This window comes from Mesorhizobium liriopis, assembly GCF_024053505.1.
In the GTDB taxonomy this organism is placed as follows: Bacteria; Pseudomonadota; Alphaproteobacteria; order Rhizobiales; family Rhizobiaceae; genus Mesorhizobium_B; species Mesorhizobium_B liriopis.
Genome location: NZ_JAMXQS010000005.1, coordinates 42,590 through 59,018, shown reverse-complemented (window position 1 = coordinate 59,018; position 16,429 = coordinate 42,590). Strand labels below are relative to the sequence as shown.

Here is a 16,429-nt window from a genome sequence, read left to right as displayed (position 1 = left end):
ACTTCAGGGATGGGCATATATTCGCTTAAGGTTTGCACCCATTGCGACGAGGATCGTTGCCCTTGAGACGTCGATGCGTCGCTCGTAGTCTCGCACGAGGCGCCGCCAGCGGATCATCCATCCGAAAGTCCGCCCGACGACCCAGCGCCGGGCAGGACCTCGAAGCTCTCGGTGCCGTCACGGCGACGGATGATCTCGACGACGAAGTCGAGCCAGGCGGCCTTGTCCATCAGCTTGCGGCGGTCGTAGGCGGCATCGGCGAAGAGATGCTTGAGCCAGGGCCATGGCTTGCGGATCGCGTCGAGAACGGTCATCGCACCGACGCTGTCTGCGATGTGGGCCGGGGTCAGATTGACTATCAGCAGGCTTCCGTCAATGTCGACCGCGCTGTGGCGCTTGCGCCCAACGATCGTCTTGTTCGCGTCGCAATCCCTTGCCGCAGCGTGCGGAGCCTTGACCGACTGGCTATCCACGACCGCTGCCGTTGGACTCGCCTCTCGCTCAGCCCGCTCGCGATCGAGCATCAGTTCGATGTCGTGGATCGTCTGGAACAAAAATACCCGGGCCAGTTCCCGGAACCAGTCATAGACCGTGCGCCAATTCCCGAAATGAACCGGCAACATCCGCCGCCCGCAGCCTGAGCACACCAGATAGCGCAACGCGTTGATCGCCTCGCGAAACTCGATCTCGCGCGCCCGCCCGCGCCGCCCGGGCTTCGGCATCAAGGGCGCCATCCGCTGCCACTCCTCGTCCGTCAGGTCCAACGGGTAGCGCTTCGTCTTTCGCGATCTTGGCCATTCGGCCCCGCTGCTCTGGTGTCCACATCCAGAGCTTGGATCACAGCCGGTCTCGCAGAGGAATCCAGCAAACATGGTTTTCCAAACAGGCTCTAAGCATGTAGCCAGCGCAGCAAGTTCGGTGTTCAGATTGTCGCTCTAACGCTTGATTGCTGTCGCGGTATCGTGAGCGTGGTACATGACATAAATAGGTATGGCGAATATATAGAGAGAAGAGTTAGAATACGGAGCAGTTAGTAAAAGTGCCCACGAGTTTCTGATGGATTGATCATGAACGTTCGGTCGCACCTAGATGACCATCGAACTTTTTTGGATGCTCGCAACGAAATGCCAAAAATCAACGAGTGCCCGGGGAAGACAGAAAATTGCCAAGGCAGGAAATCTATAGAGGTTGGTTGATACGCGAGAGGAGAGAATGTCTTAAGAAAATGGATAATCTTCTTCGCATCCAGACGTTTTCACCTCAGAATTCTAGCAGGTGAAAGCGGCTGATTTCCCCACACCTTGGGCTTTTGCTCGTTACATTTCGCACTCTTTGACCTTCTGTATCTAAAGGCGCTGATCGAGATTTGCCGCGGCGTCGCGATGGGTTTGTAAAAACCTTGGTTCTACCGCTGCAATAAGTTGCTTTAAATGACCCTTATCAAGCCCTTCATCAGATCGAGCATTCAACATGTCTGAAGCCAGTCTAATCGCGTCATCGATAGCTCTCCTTTCAGCGGGTGCGTATCGTACGGCACGCAGATTTGGTAGGCCGATCTCAAACGTGGTCTCTTCAGCCGTTGTGAATTCCTCATACGGCTTCTCACCAGCGGTATCGAGTGCGGTTAAGAGGAGTGGCCAGCGGCCCTTCATCCGCTCTGCAGCAACGTTAGCACAAGCGCTTGCCTCATCCGTATAGGCGGCCGGCTCGAATCCGTGCCGCCGAAGAAATTTCTCAGCAATTTCATGAAGGAGTACCAAGTGATCTTCGGGATTAAGCTTCGGGATCACAACGGCCTGGTCTGGTGCTATAGTCGCGGCGAGAGCACATAACTCTCCTGACTCCTGCAGAGAGACAAAATAGCGTCGCGTGTCGAGTGGCGCAGCGAGAGGTTCTCCGCGCGCAAAGCGGTTCTCGAAACCTTGCAGCAGAGAACCGTTTGAAAATGCTACATTGGCGAAGCGTGCAGAAGTCTTAGGGCCTTGCAAGGTGGCGGCGACACTTGAATTAAACAAGATGTGCTCCATAACGCGCTTACTTGCACCCATCATCGAAGACGGATTGGCGGCCTTGTCTGTGGAGACAGTGAACAAGCGACCCGCAAAGCCAGTCTCTGCCAGCCAACCCATAAATCGCGCCTGCTTGACGAGGTTTGTCTCGAACATCTGCAGCGTCGAGAAGGGGTCCTTCTCCGAGCGTACATGCTTTAAGGCCGCGAAGTTAAGGACCAGATCGTAGGGCTTCTGGCTCGCGAGGAAATGGCGCATGGCACCCGAACCATAGTCGATCGGCAGTGTCTGGAAGTCACGCGCTGACCAAGTTTGGGGCTGTGAGCGTAACTGGCGGACGAGCTCGGCAAGGCCGTTTTCGTTTTGGTCGATGATATGCAACGCGTCGGGTCTCCGTCGCGCCAATTGCAGAACGGTTGAAGATCCAATCGACCCAGCTCCGCCAACCGCAAGGATGCGTCGGCCACCTACCGCCTCTGCCACCTCGACGGCTCGAGCTGCGATGTCGGCTTCAAACATTGAACCATCGCGACCGGTGGCGATTGCATGAAGTGGAGAAGTGGGTATCGTCATTTAGATAGTTCCAAGCAAAGGCATTAGGACTGAGCCGCATGGACAAGGCGGGCCGGCGTTCCAGCGATGGTTGCGTAAGGAGCGCAGTTTCGTACCACGGTGGCGCCCGCCGCGACCGTCGCGCCACTTCCGATGCATATATTTTGCATGACAGCAGCGCCGGTTCCTACATGCGCAGCGATGCCAACGCGCACGCCGCCTGATAGTACGCTGCCCGGCGCAAGATGGGCGTGATCCTCAACAATGCAATCATGGTCTATAGAGCAGCGTGTGTTGAGGATTGCATTCCGACCGACATGAACGCGAGCCTGCAACACTGCGCCTGCCATGACAACGCTGCCAGGCCCAATTGTTGCATGGGCAGACACTACTGCCGTCGGATGAATTGCCACGAAAGGTAGCAAGCCTGCCGCTTCACCCATCTCGAAAAGGCGCATGCGCAGCGTGGCCCCACCTCGAATCGTGCCGATGGCTACAACGAAGTGCGTTGCACCGAGCGTGGTAGCAAGCGAGACCAGCGCGGCGTCGCTTCCTACAATCGGCGCTCCCAAAACATGGGTCTCGGCGCCCGGTTCGGCAACAAGTCCAAGTAGTTCAGCCTCGCCGCGTGCTTGGATTAACTGGAGGAGGTCCACTACAACTGCAGCGTGACCGCCGGCGCCGAAGCAGAGGATGCGAGGTGTCACGGTATCCGTCACAGCGCCGTAAAGGCCCGTAAAACTTTCTGGCCAGCGTCACCACTACGCTCGGGATGGAACTGCACTCCAAAAATGTTCTCTTGTCGGATAGCCGCAGTGATTTTGCGTCCGCCGTAGTCAGCGTGCGCGATACGATGAGTGGGATCGTTCGGTACGCAATGATACGAATGGACAAAGTACACGGCGGCATCGGCGACATCTGATAACGATGTCTCTTCCCAGCTCTTGCTGCCATGGAGCGGTGCCCAACCTATATGGGGAACGCGGAGATGATCACCGTTCGATGCGGTGTCCGGAATACGTTCGACGCTTCCCGGCACGAAGCCGAGACCCGCGTGCTCGCCAAATTCTTCACTGCGCTCCATAAGGACTTGCATGCCGATGCAGATACCGAGGAATGGGCGACCTGTATCGACATAACGACGCAACGTATCAGACAACCCCTTTTCATTGAGCGCATCCATAGCGCGAGCGAACGCGCCGACGCCTGGTAGGATCACGCGGTCCGCATCTCGGACCGCAGATAACGAACCAGTCAGTTCAGCATCAATGCCCGACGCACGCAACGCATTGCAAACGGAAAAGACATTGCCGATGCCGTAGTCGACGACGACAGTGCGCGCGCTCATTCAGCTACCTCAAGTTCAGTGGAGCGGGTCGCTATACCTGCCGATCGGCAAGCCGTGCGAACGTCAGCGAGCGTAAGCTTATCGCGGTGCAGCGCTCCGGCGATCGCGACAGCGCTGACATCAGGGTTCGACAGTACTTTGACGACGTCGCTTGCGGCTCCAACGCCGCCGGAAGCGATTACAGGGATGTCAACCTCACGCGCGACACTCGCTATTAGTGCGGCATCCATGCCGCGACCAGTTCCATCCTGATCGATGGAGGTAATCAGGATTTCACCCGCGCCATGCTTCTGACCTTCAACCGCCCAAGCGACCGCGTCACGGCCAGAATGGTTGCGACCATTGTCGGTCATCGCCTCCCATCCCCCATTTGGCTGACGCTTGGCCTCGATGGAAAGAACAGTTGCCTGTGATCCATAAGTGTCAGAGATGACGCTGAGAATAGTGGGATCGATCGTTGCAGCGGTGTTGACGGCCACCTTGTCCGCGCCGACGGAAAGAAGTTCGCGAACCGCGTCGAGGCTACGGATGCCGCCACCGACGGTGATTGGCACGAACACTTCTGAAGCGACTTGCCGGACAATGCCTGACAAGTTGTTGCGCCCGTACAAGCTGGCGACGACATCCATGTACAGAAGTTCATCCGCGCCTTGAGAGTAGTAGGCGCGCGCTCGCTCTCTCGGGTCCCCCATCTTGCGCCAGCCCTCAAGGTGTACGCCCTTGATCAGATGTTCCATCTTGACATCGAGACGGGCGATGAGACGCCTATTCATTCTACCTGCCTCTTGTTGGAAGCCACCACGTTTCAGTTTTCCTGATACACGGTACGGCGCAGCCGCCACTGGCCGTTGTCGAAGGTCCAAAGGTGCGGCGAGCGGAAACGGTTGGCGAGCGCGTCGAAATAAGCACGATCCATGGTTGGCGACGCAAACTGACGCGAGGCTTCTGGGAACTGCGCTTCTGGTACGCTTAGATACTCGAAGAGTTCGTCAGCGAAACGATCCGGAAACTCGCCATCGTAGCGCTTCACGAGAGCGACGCCCTCCTCACGTTCGATGTCGTCCGAGCGAATCTCCTGCGCAGCATCGTAAGTGGCGCGTCCAATGCCAAATTTCACGTGGGTCGTGTAGTAATGAAGATCATCGATACGGTCATCGATGGAGTTGTACTTGGAGTAGGTGCCAGGGGTGCGTTCGGGTGAGGCCTCGAAGCCACCATTTTCGACGGCGAAGTAATAGGCTGCCTGGGGGTGCCACTTCAAATAGTAGCCGAGATAGTGGACCTCGACGCCGTTGCGCTCTAACTCCCGCGGATCTGAGGGCATATACGCAGCGAGGTCGGCGCGGCGCAAACCAAAATTCTCGACGAGATCGGCAACGGACACGCCGCCAAGATAGGTTTCCTCGTCGCTTGCCTGACTGAAATAGTCATAATCGCGCTTTGCGCTCTCGTTGTCGGCAATCGGATTCCCGTACTCAGCTTCGTTCTCACCGTAGAAGATCAGAGGAATACCCATTTTCAGCGCAAAAGCTGGGGCAAAACCTTTTTGGCCGATAATGAAGGGTTGAAACGGATGGAAAAGATTCTCCACTGCCAGTCGCGTCATTAGCCGCTTTACGCGGCCGTTGGGAGTAAGTAGATAATTGTCGAAGCCGGCATGGATCCAGCGATTGAAGTTGCGCCAACCCCAATCGGTGTAAATGTGCGGGGCCCAAGTACAAGTCAGTGGGTTCATGCCGAACTCATACTTCAGCATCCATGATTGGTAGAAGCTGTCCTTGCCGCCCGACCCGGGCACTAGACAATCGTATGAGCCATTCCGCGAGCGATACTTGTCGCACAGGACTTGAAGCTCGTGACGACGGCGATCCCAATCCACTACTGCCCGCTTCCGCTCAGCGTTACGACAGGCGTCACATACACCTTCCTCATCGAAGGCGATCACCGATTTCTTGCTTTCCGTCGTGTGCTTGTACTCGACTGCCGAGTTCGGACGCTGGTTGGAGATGACACACTTCCGGCAAAACGCGATATTGCGAGGTAGGCCGTAGAAGGTGGTCTCCGGGGTGGCGTCGGGGGCGTAGAGCTTGAGATCGATCTTATCCTGTCGGGGATCGGTATAGCGCGTCATTTCGGTTCTTCCGCTGTGGCTCGTCGTTCAGCGCCGGCATCGCTCGTCATGTGTGCCGGCCGCACAATGGGTTCAAATATTCTAATTAGTCGAGATGACTGCTTTCGAGTGGCTCTCCAGCCTTGAGAGTGATGCTGAGCCGACGCCCTTGCACATCATCATAGCGCTCTGGAGGAAGGCCGGTGGCGGGCCGCATGATCGCGATATCGTCTGCCACAAGAACCGTGCCGGCTGGTATGTCGCGACGTGCCTTCAACCCGCGCCGGACGAGTGAGCGCGCCTCCAGCTCGGCTGGACGTGGCGCTTTTATCCCATCGCCGAGTATAAGTTCGGCTTCACGTATTTGAGCAACCATTGCTTTAAACTCGCTTGGCTCAATCGAAGCGGCATGGTCAGGACCTTGCATCCCCCTGTCCAGGGTCAAATGCTTTTCGATCACGCGAGCCCCAAGTGCTACTGCGGTCGGAGACACGAAGGTGCCTTCAGTGTGATCAGAGTACCCGACGGGCACTTTGAGTACGGCACCCATCGTTTGCATCGCGCGAAGGTTTACATCGTCAGGAGCTGTCGGGTAGGCGCTCGTGCAGTGAAGGACGATAAGAGGCGGCTGCCCATGTTCGTCCTCGTCTGGCAGTGATGGCATTGTTTCGCGGAGCACATCGACTGCACGGCTCACTTCGTCCATGTCCGCCATACCGGTAGACAAGATGATGGGGAGTCCGCGAAGGGCACAATCGCGAAGATAGGGAACGTTATTCACCTCACCCGAAGGCACCTTGATACGTCGGATGCCGAGGCGACAGAGAAGATCTAATGAATGTGGATCGAAGGCCGTCGACATGAATTCGATGCCTATTTCACGACAGCGTTCCGCGAGCACAGCATGCTCATCTTCACCAAGTTCAAGTGCCTTCAGCATTGCATGCTGATCATCCGCACCTGATGACTTCTGATATGCAACGGTCGCCGTGTTGCGCACCGTGATTGCATCCGCCCGAAATGTCTGAAATTTCGCCGCATCCGCTCCAGCGGCTGCAGCGGCCTCAACGAGTTCAAGCGCGAGGTCGAGCTTTCCATTGTGGTTGACGCCGATCTCAGCGATTACAAAAGTATTCATCGGCTATCAGTTCATCCTCACAGTATCCATCGCTTGAGCAGATGGAGCGCCGTGACATCCAAGGCATCCCAAGGGAGACATTATCGGCAACGACCCCTTAATGCCTTTCTTTAAGTTTGCAAAGTGCAACGAGGAGCTGCCCGCAAACCCGCTGCACAGGCGCGCCTCTTCAACAGATCGATCGTTGGGCTATATGAAGTGCCAAGCCCAACCATGCCATTTGAGACAGCAAACCACCATGTTTGTCGAGGCTGGTGCTATCATTGCCTTCACCAAATTGAACGGAGATAAGGGCAGCGACACTCGCCGCATCTCCGGAGCCACTATGCGCCGTATTCTAATCGTTACAACGGGCCGTTCCGACTACGGCTTATGTCGTCCAGTGATGGACCGGATCGCCGAAGAGCCTGGCCTCGACTATTCGCTCCTTGTCTCAGGCGCGCATCTTTCAGAGCGCTCGGGCCTGACCGTACGCGAGATCGAGGCAGACGGACGGCCGATTGCGGCCCGCATTCGCGCCAGAGAGACACTTGGGCAGCCTGCGGCGATGGCCGCCGCAATGGGTGAAATCACACTCGCTTCGGCGGAATTTCTGGCGAAATCTCCTCCCGACATTCTTTTGGTTCTCGGCGATCGCTTTGAGATGTTCGCGGTGGCTGCCGCGGCTGTACCTCTCAACATTCCCATTGCCCACATCCACGGCGGCGAACTGTCGTTCGGAGCCATCGACGATGCGTTTCGACACGCGCTCACCAAACTTGCACACCTCCATTTCGCCGCCACGGAGGAGTACAGTCAACGCATCATGCGGATGGGCGAGGAGCCTTGGCGCGTGATGGTCAGCGGTGCGCCCGGTATTGACACAATCGTGCGTACTCCACTGCCAACCGACGTCGAGCTTGCTGCTCGCTTCGATTTGGTACTTAAGCCATCACCCGTTCTCATGACATTCCATCCCGTGACGCGGCAGTTCGAGGATGCGCGACAACAAGTGGGTGAACTGCTGGCGGCCCTGGCGAACTTCGATATCCCGATCGTGGTCAGCGCACCCAACGCAGATGCCGGCAGCGACACGATCCGTGCAGCAATCAGTGCTTTCGCTGCCACTCGGCCTCTCGTCCGGATCGTGGAAAACTTCGGCTCTCTCTATTACTTGGCTATGCTTCGGGAGGCCGCGGTGATGATTGGCAACTCGTCAAGTGGAATTGTCGAGGCACCCTCTTTCCATCTCCCGACTGTAAACGTTGGCGACAGACAGGAGGGGCGCACGCGCGCACCAAGTGTCATCGACACGCCCTGCGAACGTGGACCAATTACAGAAGCGTTGACTCGCGCCCTCAACCCCCATTTCCGCGAAGGTCTAAAAGGGATGGTGAATCCTTACGGCGATGGTGGTGCCGCAGAGCGGATCGTGCGGGTTCTGGCTTCGGTCCCTCTCGATAATCAACTCGTCGCCAAGCGGTTCTATGATTCCATCCGATAAGAATCGCCCTTATAGAGGCGCCCTTACGCGGAAGCCGCGCGTACAGGCCGTAGTGCCGGTTGGTGGGTGAGGCGCAACGTTTCGGCTATGACGTGCGCCTGATCTTCGTCCGACAGATGAGTTGAGCAAGGAAGTGTAACGATGCGGTTCCAGAGGTACTCGCTGACCGGTAGCGCGCTGCGTGGCGCATCGCGGTAGGGCGCTTGGAAGTGCATCGGCTTCCAGAACGGGCGTGCATCGATCCCGGCGGCGCGCAGTCCGTTGCGCAACATCTCGCTGCGTTCAGGTCCGTCGGCAGCGTCAAGGAGAAGTCCGGAGAACCAAGCACCACTTTCGCAGTAGGAGGGGCGCGGAAACGGTCGCGCGTCGGGTACATCGTGGAAGGCTTCGTTATAGCGAGCTGCGATGCGCCGCTTGGCGGCGATAAATGTATCCAGCTGTTCCATCTGTGCGCAACCGACAGCGGCTTGTAGATTGGTCATCCGATAGTTGTAGCCGACACGGTCGTGGTCATAGTCTGCCCCGACCCGGGCTGTGGTCGTGAGGTGGCGAAACGCGTCTATCAGCTTCTGGTCGCTTCCGGCTATAGCGCCACCACCACCAGCCGTGACCGTCTTGTTACCATTGAAGGAATACATCGTAAGCTGGGCACCGAGATCTCCCGAGGAACGACCCTTGTATGAGGCGCCAAGCGCGGCTGCAGCATCCACGACGACCGGCAAGCCTGCATTCCAAGCGACATCGAGGATCGGATCCATGTCAGCGGGAGTGCCAAGTGTGAAAACAGGAACTACTGCAGCGACGCGTCGCCCACTTGCCACATGCCGTCGCCCATTGCCGTCTGCAACGGTCTCCTTGGTGATGGCCCGCGCGAAGATGGCAGAATCGAGAGTCCAACTTTCGTGCGAAATGTCGAGAAGCCATGGGCTTGCCCCGCAGTGCGCAATGGCGTTGGCTGAGGCGATAAAGGTAAGCGCCGGACAGATTACTAGGTCGCCCGGCCGCACTCCCACCACCAACAGTGCAGCGTGAAGCGCTGCAGTGCCGGAGGCCGTGGCGACGGCACCCGTTGTGCCAGCCGCCTCCGCCACCATGTGTTCGAAACGAGAAACAAATGGGCCGACGCTCGACACAAAGGTGGAAGAAACGCATTCTGCCAGATAAGCGCCTTCGTTACCGGCGAGATTTGGGACGCACAGCGGTATCATAATCTCAAAGCCCTTCCTTGTTTTCGGCCGACGGATTGAAGCCTTGGACCATCAGTGCGGCGGAGGTAGAGACGGCAGATTCCTTCTCCCATGAAGGCGACGCGCCGTTCAATGACAATCTCTGCCGTTGTGATCCGACATGCATGAGAGCCTTGATCTCCGCGATTATCCTCTCGCGGCTGTGCCCGTCGCGCATTGTCCAGTAATCGCGTGAGGCGAGCATCCGCTCCTTTATGTCATGAAATGTAGCTTCCTCTGTAAGGAGGCTGAGAAGAATTTGCCGGAGCTGGCGGACTGTCGCAGCTTCCAGCATTCCAGCCTCGCGAAACTCTCGATACTGGTAGCGGTATGGGTCGAAGTTGACACACGGAGTGCCACATCGCAGGCTCCACATAAGCGTAGAGGAGACGGTTGCAACGAAGATATCGGCGCAGTCGATCACATCGATCAGGTCCGCATCGGTAACGATGAGCCCAGCCTGCCTGATTTCATTGGCGTAATCTGTTCCAACGAGTGTTGGATGCAGGCTGATTACAATGTTGGCGTAGCGCGCGTACTTAAGAGATCCCAGCATATCCACAAGCGAGCGATTGAAGTCATTGTAGGTCGCAAAACCAGTCGCGTTACGTGGCCACTGGTTGGGCGGCCATGAGAAGATGATGAGCTTTTTATCGTCCTTGACTAAAGCATCTGGGTCAAACTTACCCGAACGCTGGCCGTTCCGGTTTTGCATGAGCTGCCATGTCGTCTGCGAGAGTTGGATCTCGCGGACAAGTCTGGCGCGGCGGCTTTGCCATGAGGTTTCCCGGCCAGCCAGCTTGTCGTCCCATAATGCTCCTGTCAGGCGTAACTTGTCTGCTGGAATGCCTGCGGAGAGGCAGTAGTCAAGGCTTTGACGGCTTGAAGCGAAGACGATGCCCCGGCCGGAGTTTGGAGTCCAAGGTTGCGGAGGTGTCAGCCCGTGGAGCTCCGATGTGAGGATGTCCGTGAGAGATAGCCGCATGTACGTGCGCCCCCGGTACCGATGCAGCCATTGCCGCGCCGTTGCTTGCAGAAATCGTCGCGTGAACGGACTCTTTACTCGGTTGATCCCGAGTGCAGCGAATGACTCTGCAACTTCCTTCGTCGTCGGCGTCATAGAAAAGGGAAGGATCGCCGTCTCGATGCCTCGCTCGGCTGCCACTTTGGCCACTAGGGTGGTCACGGACAACGGATAGTCCTGACCGCTGATAACTAGAACCGGATTAAATCGACGAAAGAAAAATTCAATGCGTCGGAGCCGCCTCTTTATAGAATGCCGAGGATTAAAGAATATACGCGCACCACGTTTCCTGCGTTCAAGGTTAGTTGACCTGAAGACATGCAACATAACATACAGAAGCGGAATCAATGGTAGGAGCAGCAAAGATATGAAATTGATCAAGACTTTTAAAGTTTGGCAGGCAACGTAAACAGCATAGAAAATACCGTACCGCTTGCCTTCGGTTGGTGGAATGTGTTCGCCCAGTGTTGTCAGTGAACCCGCCGATATCGATGAAGGAATATAGTCATCGTGATCAGCATCAAACTCGCTCATATCGAAGAGCAACTGAGAGTTCCTTTCTGAAACCCACGAGAAGCTGCGTGCCTCAACGATCTGGCTATGCGCTACTAAAGCTCCGTAGTCGAACTTGAAGACGAAGACCGGGTGAACACCAAACTCGTCTGCCATCGTTTCTGCGAAGCCGAGCAAATGGAAGAACTCGCCGTACTCCGACACGGTGAGAAAAATGTTCCTCATCTGAAAATTCGGCATCATTCCACTCAAGCTATTGAACATGGCTAGATGTACTGCGCCATTGAGTAAGAGAAACGCCTCAGGCGGACGAGCCCCATAAGAAGAACTACTGCGGAAATAACGAAAACGATCGCGAGGCTAAGAAGCGACTTAAGCTCAAGCGTGCCAGCCAAGAGAATAGAATGATAGGCTGGAATAAGATGAGCGAACGGATTTAAATTATAAATCAACTTCGCCCAGTCTGGGATGCGGCTGATTGTGTAGAGTCCCGGGGACATGTACCACCAGAGCCAGACAATGTGGCCTATAAACTTCCCGCTATCCTTTACCAAGACACCAAGCATAGATAGCCAGACATAAATCGCCATCGAAAATGTGAACTGTACGGCTGCCACAAGCAGTACTGCGGGCCATATGAACTGAGGGCTGTAACCCGCGACGATAAGAAAGAAGCCAAGAACGGCGAGGCGTACAAAGAGGAGCAAGATCTCGTTGCCGACGACTTCCGTCAGGGCGATTGGTAAGCCAAACCCTTGCTCAACATAGTTGTGGGCCTTGATTGAGAGAAAGTAAGGCGCACCTGTTACAAGGGTCGCATGGCTGCGCCACATGGTAACGGCCACGAAGAAATATGCAAATGTGGAGCCGGCTCCTCCAATACGAAATACCACCGTCAGAAGAAAGTAATAGGTTGCTGCCTGCAACAGCGGTTCAAGAAGTAGCCACAGATTGCCAAGATAAAGACCGAACGAAGATTGATGTAGTTCGAGCCGCAAAATGTGATATGTTTTGTGGAGACCACGTTTGGCGTCGTTTATAATCTCCGCAACGGACGGTCGGCGCCGGCGTATGCCTTCGGGCGTAATTGATATTTCGAAGCGGCTCGCAGTAACAACAGTCTGTAACATCACAGGAGTTCTCGATACAGTTCAGTGGCAATGCGGGGCTCACCGAAGTACACTGGAATACCTTTTTCCAGAAGCAAACACTTGGTGCAGCGCGTCAGAACGAAGTCGAAGGTGTGCTGCACGACGAAGACCAACTTAGATCTCGCCAAAAAGTCATGGAGGCGCTTCATCGCTCGCTCTTGGAAGCCCATGTCGCCAGCGCTCAACAACTCGTCAAGCAGAAGGATGTCGCGTGGCATTGCCGTTGCCATCGAGAAGATGAGCCGTGCTCGCATTCCGTCCGAATAGTATTTAAATGGCCGGTCGATGTGGTCCTCTAACTCGGCGAACCGAACGACGTCATCGATCATCGCGTCTATCTCGGACATCGTCATGTTCATGTAAAGGCCGGTCTTGTAGATGTTCTGGCGGCCCGTAAGGTCGGGCTGCATCCCGGCACCGGGACGCAGCAGAATGGGCCGCTCCTCAATGTCGATCCGCCCCGCGGCTATCGGTATAGCGCCGACCAAAGACTTCAAAAAAGTTGTCTTCCCTGCGCCGTTCCGCCCAATAATCCCTATGATGTCTCCCGAGAAGCCGTCAAACGACAAATTATGCAATAGTCGGACATGTGAGTGGCGACGCTTGGCTATCAAGTCCGAGAAAGTTTTGCCGGCAGGATTCGATGCCAGTTCGATCGACACGTCACGTACGCGGATTACTGGTGTCGGTCGATTTGCAGCGAGAGTTTGACGCTCGGTTGTGTCAGGTAACCGATCAAGCAGTAGGTCGTCTAGTACGTCGCGGAATGGGCCTTCCGCTCTGCGGTTCTCACCAATGAGTTCCACGACATCTGTCCGATCATAGGCGAGCCGTGCACTTGCAAGCGAATGTAGCGTTTCATGCAGGTGATGCCGCACGGAGGAATGTCGCGCGGCCTCCAAGTAGCCGGTGGCGAGAAGCGCACTGTCGATTTCAGACACGGTCGAGGTAAAGCAATCGGGCGCTTCGACTGCTAGGAACGGGATATGAAGGTTGCTTATGCCTTCAGCGAGGCCGATGACGTCGAGCATGAAGCTTGTGGCAGAAGGATGCCGGGCAGGTCTGACGTAGACAGGCACCCCGTTGAGGTGCAGGTGCAAGATGCCGTTAAAGACGCCAATGCTGAAAAACATCGGACGACCCGCTGGCATGGGAATTTCTACCTCCTTATGCACCACCACGCCCGAGCGGCGAAAACGGAGAGCTACCTCTTCGGGGTCGTTATCGTGGAGATAGCGCAGAGCCGCAACCGGCTCTGCTGCCGGACTAAAGGCCGGTTGGATGAGCATATGCACCCATACGGATATTTCGGTTGGTAACTGGATCCAAAGGCGGGTCCGTTCACCGGGGCCGACATCAAAATTCAGTCCATCCTGAGTCATCTGCCAGGATTTGTCAGTCACAGGAGCCTCAATGCGCACTTTTTCTAAGCCGACAGGCAGCGTCACACCTGATGTGTCTCTCGGAGCGAGTACCTTGGCTCCTCGCTCCGCTGCAGCGCGGTAAAGCGTTTCCCATGTGGATTTGCCAGCGCCTGGTTCCATCGCAGTCACGGCGTCTGAAATCGCCATAAGCCAATCGCAGCAGGCCCGAGAAAGGCCAGTATCTGACGGGTTGGTAAACTGTTCGCCTCGGGTTGCCCGGCTCGAGAGTGTGCGTAAGGAATTGTCTGGGGGCGCGCTCTCAAGCGCGGCAGAAATTGGGTTCATGATGTTTATGTCGAGACCTTTAGATCTGACGCAATATCTCGCAATAGCTTCCGCGGATAGACATTCAGTGCGCCATAGGCGCTGGAATTAACGATGCGAGCTCCCCGGCTTTCAGCCAAACGGCCGAGTTGACGAAACGCACGGTACTCCACGAGAGCCCAAGCCATAAGATCGACCTGATCCCAGCCGAATAAATCCGCAGAGCTTTTTGGGCAAACGCTTGCCTCATCATAGCTATGAGAGAATGGGGCTTCTGGTCTGATAAAGAAGTCCATGTCGCAACCAAGTAGGCATATCTCACTGAACCCCATGTAGAGAGCGGCGACAATGGAGAAGTGAATTACTGAGACGTAGCCTGGCTGGACGTAGTGTAGGTCAATAGGGACCATGCGGTTGTTTCGGTCGAAATATGTCGAGATAAGATACTGTTTGACTGCATAATGTGCGGTGGGCTGACCTAGTGCCGCAAAGCGATCGGCAATTTGAGTGGAAAGGAGCAACGTCGTGCCGCAGTCTCGTTCTAGAGCAGCCCATTCCTTAAACAGGTGATTGTACTCGTCCGAAATATGAATTGGATCGACAACCGCATGGTAGCGCGGTTGTAGTCCAGCGCGCTCCGTAAATCGGTGACCCTGATTGACGGTGATGCAGATTTCATCTGACAGCAACCCTACATCTTCTTTCAACAGGGACGGTCCATTACCCAGGATGAAGCAGCGTTGGCCCGCGTGACGGCCGAAAAGTTCCCGGTTGCGTTTGAGAAGTTGCCGATCAGCGCTGCGGGTTAGAAGACGAGGGGGCAGGGCGCATACAACCGCTGAGGCCGCCCGATCTAATTGCTCTGATAGACTAAATAACACACGGCTGAAGGCACGCCCAGCTGCTCCCGTATATCCGGTCTCTAGCAAGATACGGTCCAGTCTCTGCTGGAGCGCTTCGGACTGCATATACTGTTTGTATCCTCAAAATCTACGCTGGTCGGGCGCTCTCAATCAGTTACAGCGCTAGCTCGGGTTAGTCTCCGATGATACTGGGAGCGGTGCCGATAACTTTCGCGCTCACATACACCGCGGAATGGTGACGCGGCAACCGCCTTTTGCCAAGGGCTTTCAGGTGGCGGCGCTGCTCGGACCAGAAGGTCGGATGTCGCAAAGCGCTGATCGCAGCAGCGGCTTCTAAAAGATTGGAATTATGTCGCATGTACGAGAAGGATATTCAGTTGGGCGGCCGAAGTATCAGCGTCATCACACGTACGCTCGGCCACGAGCCGTTTCTTCGGCGTTGTGGGTCGAGCATCGAAGCTGCGTCAGGCGGTTTCGAGATTACATGGCTCATCGTGAATGACGCTGAGGTGAGCATGGACGAACCCCTCCAGCGGTTTTGCGAGTTGACAGCCAGAAAGGGAAGACTTCGACCGCAGCTCATTCATTCGCATGCCGGTCATCGAGCTCTGGCTGCAAACGAGGGTCTAAAGGCCGCAACTGGCGAATACATCCATATCCACGACGATGACGACACAATCCATCCAGACTTTTATCGTATTACGACGGAAACGCTGTTGCGCACGCCAAAAGTAGGCGCTGTGGCTACGAGATGTGAAAGGATATTAGAGAAACCGTCGTCGCACTCTTCCGGCTATTCAGCTATGTCGCGTTCTCTCCACTATCCGGAAGTCGCTGCCATCAGCCTAGCGTCGCAGGCGGTCAATCAGACGCTTCCGCCGATCTCGATTCTATTTCGCCGGAAAGCTTTAGAGAGCGTTGGTATGTTCGATGCCGAGTTAGAGGTCTTTGAGGACTATGAATTCCTGCTGCGTTTCCTAAGTCAATATGACATCAAGCTCTTGGACCAGGTTCTGGCGAGATTTCACCAGCGTGAGGACGGATCAAGTGTCCATGGCAATTCAAGATCAACAACCAACTTTGATGAGGAGAATGCGTTTTTTAGAAACACCATGTTGCGGCGTGACATTGATAAAGGACTTATAGGTACCGGTTGGCTGCTTGCATTTGGGGAGCTAATGAGAGGCTCTGTAAAAACGGAACGAATTTTATCACAGTTTTACAAGAGCCGATTGACGAAGCATATCTTCTCAAAAATCCGACGCTTATAATCATTACTGTTATGCATCTTTATTATGCAGTAGCGGCGTGTCTTGCCGCTAAT

Annotated in this window: 13 protein-coding genes and 1 pseudogene; 2 read left to right on the top strand and 12 right to left on the bottom strand. The window is 55.6% G+C overall.

Annotated elements, in window-relative coordinates:
- Window positions 1-3 precede the first annotated feature (3 nt).
- From NGM99_RS10260 to neuB, 7 genes and pseudogenes are all read right to left on the bottom strand, one after another.
- Window positions 4-825: pseudogene (locus NGM99_RS10260) on the bottom strand (IS5 family transposase).
- 521 nt (window positions 826-1,346) lie between these two features.
- A complete protein-coding gene (locus NGM99_RS10255; protein ID WP_252818583.1) occupies window positions 1,347-2,582 on the bottom strand; it encodes a polysaccharide biosynthesis protein in 1,236 nt (411 codons plus the stop codon).
- A 23-nt stretch (window positions 2,583-2,605) separates the two neighbouring features.
- The gene (locus tag NGM99_RS10250; RefSeq protein WP_353937399.1) at window positions 2,606-3,268 is read right to left on the bottom strand and encodes an acetyltransferase; all 663 of its coding nucleotides are present in this window, start codon (window positions 3,266-3,268) and stop codon (window positions 2,606-2,608) included.
- A gap of 8 nt (window positions 3,269-3,276) precedes the next feature.
- Entirely contained in the window at window positions 3,277-3,909 is a 633-nt protein-coding gene (gene hisH / locus NGM99_RS10245) for an imidazole glycerol phosphate synthase subunit HisH (protein WP_252818578.1), read from the bottom strand.
- Window positions 3,906-4,682 carry an imidazole glycerol phosphate synthase subunit HisF gene (gene hisF / locus NGM99_RS10240; RefSeq protein ID WP_252818576.1) on the bottom strand — a complete coding sequence of 259 codons (777 nt, stop codon included), beginning with the start codon at window positions 4,680-4,682 and terminating at the stop codon, window positions 3,906-3,908. Before hisF ends, hisH begins: the two co-directional genes overlap by 4 nt.
- A gap of 32 nt (window positions 4,683-4,714) precedes the next feature.
- On the bottom strand, window positions 4,715-6,040 hold the full coding sequence (locus tag NGM99_RS10235) for an N-acetyl sugar amidotransferase (RefSeq protein WP_252818574.1): 1,326 nt from the start codon (window positions 6,038-6,040) through the stop codon (window positions 4,715-4,717).
- A gap of 85 nt (window positions 6,041-6,125) precedes the next feature.
- Window positions 6,126-7,157 carry an N-acetylneuraminate synthase gene (gene neuB, locus NGM99_RS10230; protein ID WP_252818573.1) on the bottom strand — a complete coding sequence of 344 codons (1,032 nt, stop codon included), beginning with the start codon at window positions 7,155-7,157 and terminating at the stop codon, window positions 6,126-6,128.
- 238 nt (window positions 7,158-7,395) lie between these two features.
- On the opposite strand from neuB, the gene neuC reads away from it, so the two are divergent.
- Window positions 7,396-8,640, top strand: a complete 1,245-nt coding sequence (gene neuC, locus NGM99_RS10225; RefSeq protein ID WP_252818571.1) for a UDP-N-acetylglucosamine 2-epimerase — start codon at window positions 7,396-7,398, stop codon at window positions 8,638-8,640.
- A gap of 23 nt (window positions 8,641-8,663) precedes the next feature.
- On the opposite strand, the gene NGM99_RS10220 is transcribed toward neuC, so the two are convergent.
- From NGM99_RS10220 to NGM99_RS10200, 5 genes are all read right to left on the bottom strand, one after another.
- Window positions 8,664-9,848: a DegT/DnrJ/EryC1/StrS family aminotransferase gene (locus tag NGM99_RS10220; protein ID WP_252818569.1), complete on the bottom strand. Its 1,185-nt coding sequence runs from the start codon at window positions 9,846-9,848 to the stop codon at window positions 8,664-8,666.
- 4 nt (window positions 9,849-9,852) lie between these two features.
- The gene (locus tag NGM99_RS10215; RefSeq protein ID WP_252818567.1) at window positions 9,853-11,667 is read right to left on the bottom strand and encodes a hypothetical protein; all 1,815 of its coding nucleotides are present in this window, start codon (window positions 11,665-11,667) and stop codon (window positions 9,853-9,855) included.
- Between the two features lie 2 nt (window positions 11,668-11,669).
- Window positions 11,670-12,533 (bottom strand): ABC transporter permease, encoded by an 864-nt coding sequence (locus NGM99_RS10210; RefSeq protein WP_252818565.1) that lies wholly within the window; start codon window positions 12,531-12,533, stop codon window positions 11,670-11,672.
- Window positions 12,533-14,125 (bottom strand): ABC transporter ATP-binding protein, encoded by a 1,593-nt coding sequence (locus tag NGM99_RS10205; protein ID WP_252818563.1) that lies wholly within the window; start codon window positions 14,123-14,125, stop codon window positions 12,533-12,535. The genes NGM99_RS10210 and NGM99_RS10205 overlap by 1 nt, the downstream gene beginning before the upstream one ends.
- A 143-nt stretch (window positions 14,126-14,268) precedes the next feature.
- Window positions 14,269-15,210: a 6-hydroxymethylpterin diphosphokinase MptE-like protein gene (locus NGM99_RS10200; protein ID WP_252818561.1), complete on the bottom strand. Its 942-nt coding sequence runs from the start codon at window positions 15,208-15,210 to the stop codon at window positions 14,269-14,271.
- 251 nt (window positions 15,211-15,461) lie between these two features.
- On the opposite strand from NGM99_RS10200, the gene NGM99_RS10195 reads away from it, so the two are divergent.
- Window positions 15,462-16,376, top strand: coding sequence for a glycosyltransferase family A protein (locus NGM99_RS10195; RefSeq protein ID WP_252818559.1), 915 nt, complete (start codon window positions 15,462-15,464; stop codon window positions 16,374-16,376).
- The last annotated feature ends 53 nt before the right edge of the window (window positions 16,377-16,429 follow it).

What these genes read in the sequence shown, in the direction of transcription:
- NGM99_RS10195 (WP_252818559.1), top strand. Translation starts at nt 15,462, where the DNA reads ATGTACGAGAAGGATATTCAGTTGGGCGGCCGAAGTATCAGCGTCATC.
- neuB (WP_252818573.1), bottom strand. Translation starts at nt 7,157, where the DNA reads ATGAATACTTTTGTAATCGCTGAGATCGGCGTCAACCACAATGGAAAG.
- NGM99_RS10215 (WP_252818567.1), bottom strand. Translation starts at nt 11,667, where the DNA reads ATGTTCAATAGCTTGAGTGGAATGATGCCGAATTTTCAGATGAGGAAC.
- NGM99_RS10210 (WP_252818565.1), bottom strand. Translation starts at nt 12,533, where the DNA reads ATGTTACAGACTGTTGTTACTGCGAGCCGCTTCGAAATATCAATTACG.
- hisF (WP_252818576.1), bottom strand. Translation starts at nt 4,682, where the DNA reads ATGAATAGGCGTCTCATCGCCCGTCTCGATGTCAAGATGGAACATCTG.
- NGM99_RS10200 (WP_252818561.1), bottom strand. Translation starts at nt 15,210, where the DNA reads ATGCAGTCCGAAGCGCTCCAGCAGAGACTGGACCGTATCTTGCTAGAG.
- NGM99_RS10255 (WP_252818583.1), bottom strand. Translation starts at nt 2,582, where the DNA reads ATGACGATACCCACTTCTCCACTTCATGCAATCGCCACCGGTCGCGAT.
- NGM99_RS10220 (WP_252818569.1), bottom strand. Translation starts at nt 9,848, where the DNA reads ATGATACCGCTGTGCGTCCCAAATCTCGCCGGTAACGAAGGCGCTTAT.
- neuC (WP_252818571.1), top strand. Translation starts at nt 7,396, where the DNA reads ATGTTTGTCGAGGCTGGTGCTATCATTGCCTTCACCAAATTGAACGGA.
- NGM99_RS10205 (WP_252818563.1), bottom strand. Translation starts at nt 14,125, where the DNA reads ATGGCGATTTCAGACGCCGTGACTGCGATGGAACCAGGCGCTGGCAAA.
- NGM99_RS10235 (WP_252818574.1), bottom strand. Translation starts at nt 6,040, where the DNA reads ATGACGCGCTATACCGATCCCCGACAGGATAAGATCGATCTCAAGCTC.
- hisH (WP_252818578.1), bottom strand. Translation starts at nt 3,909, where the DNA reads ATGAGCGCGCGCACTGTCGTCGTCGACTACGGCATCGGCAATGTCTTT.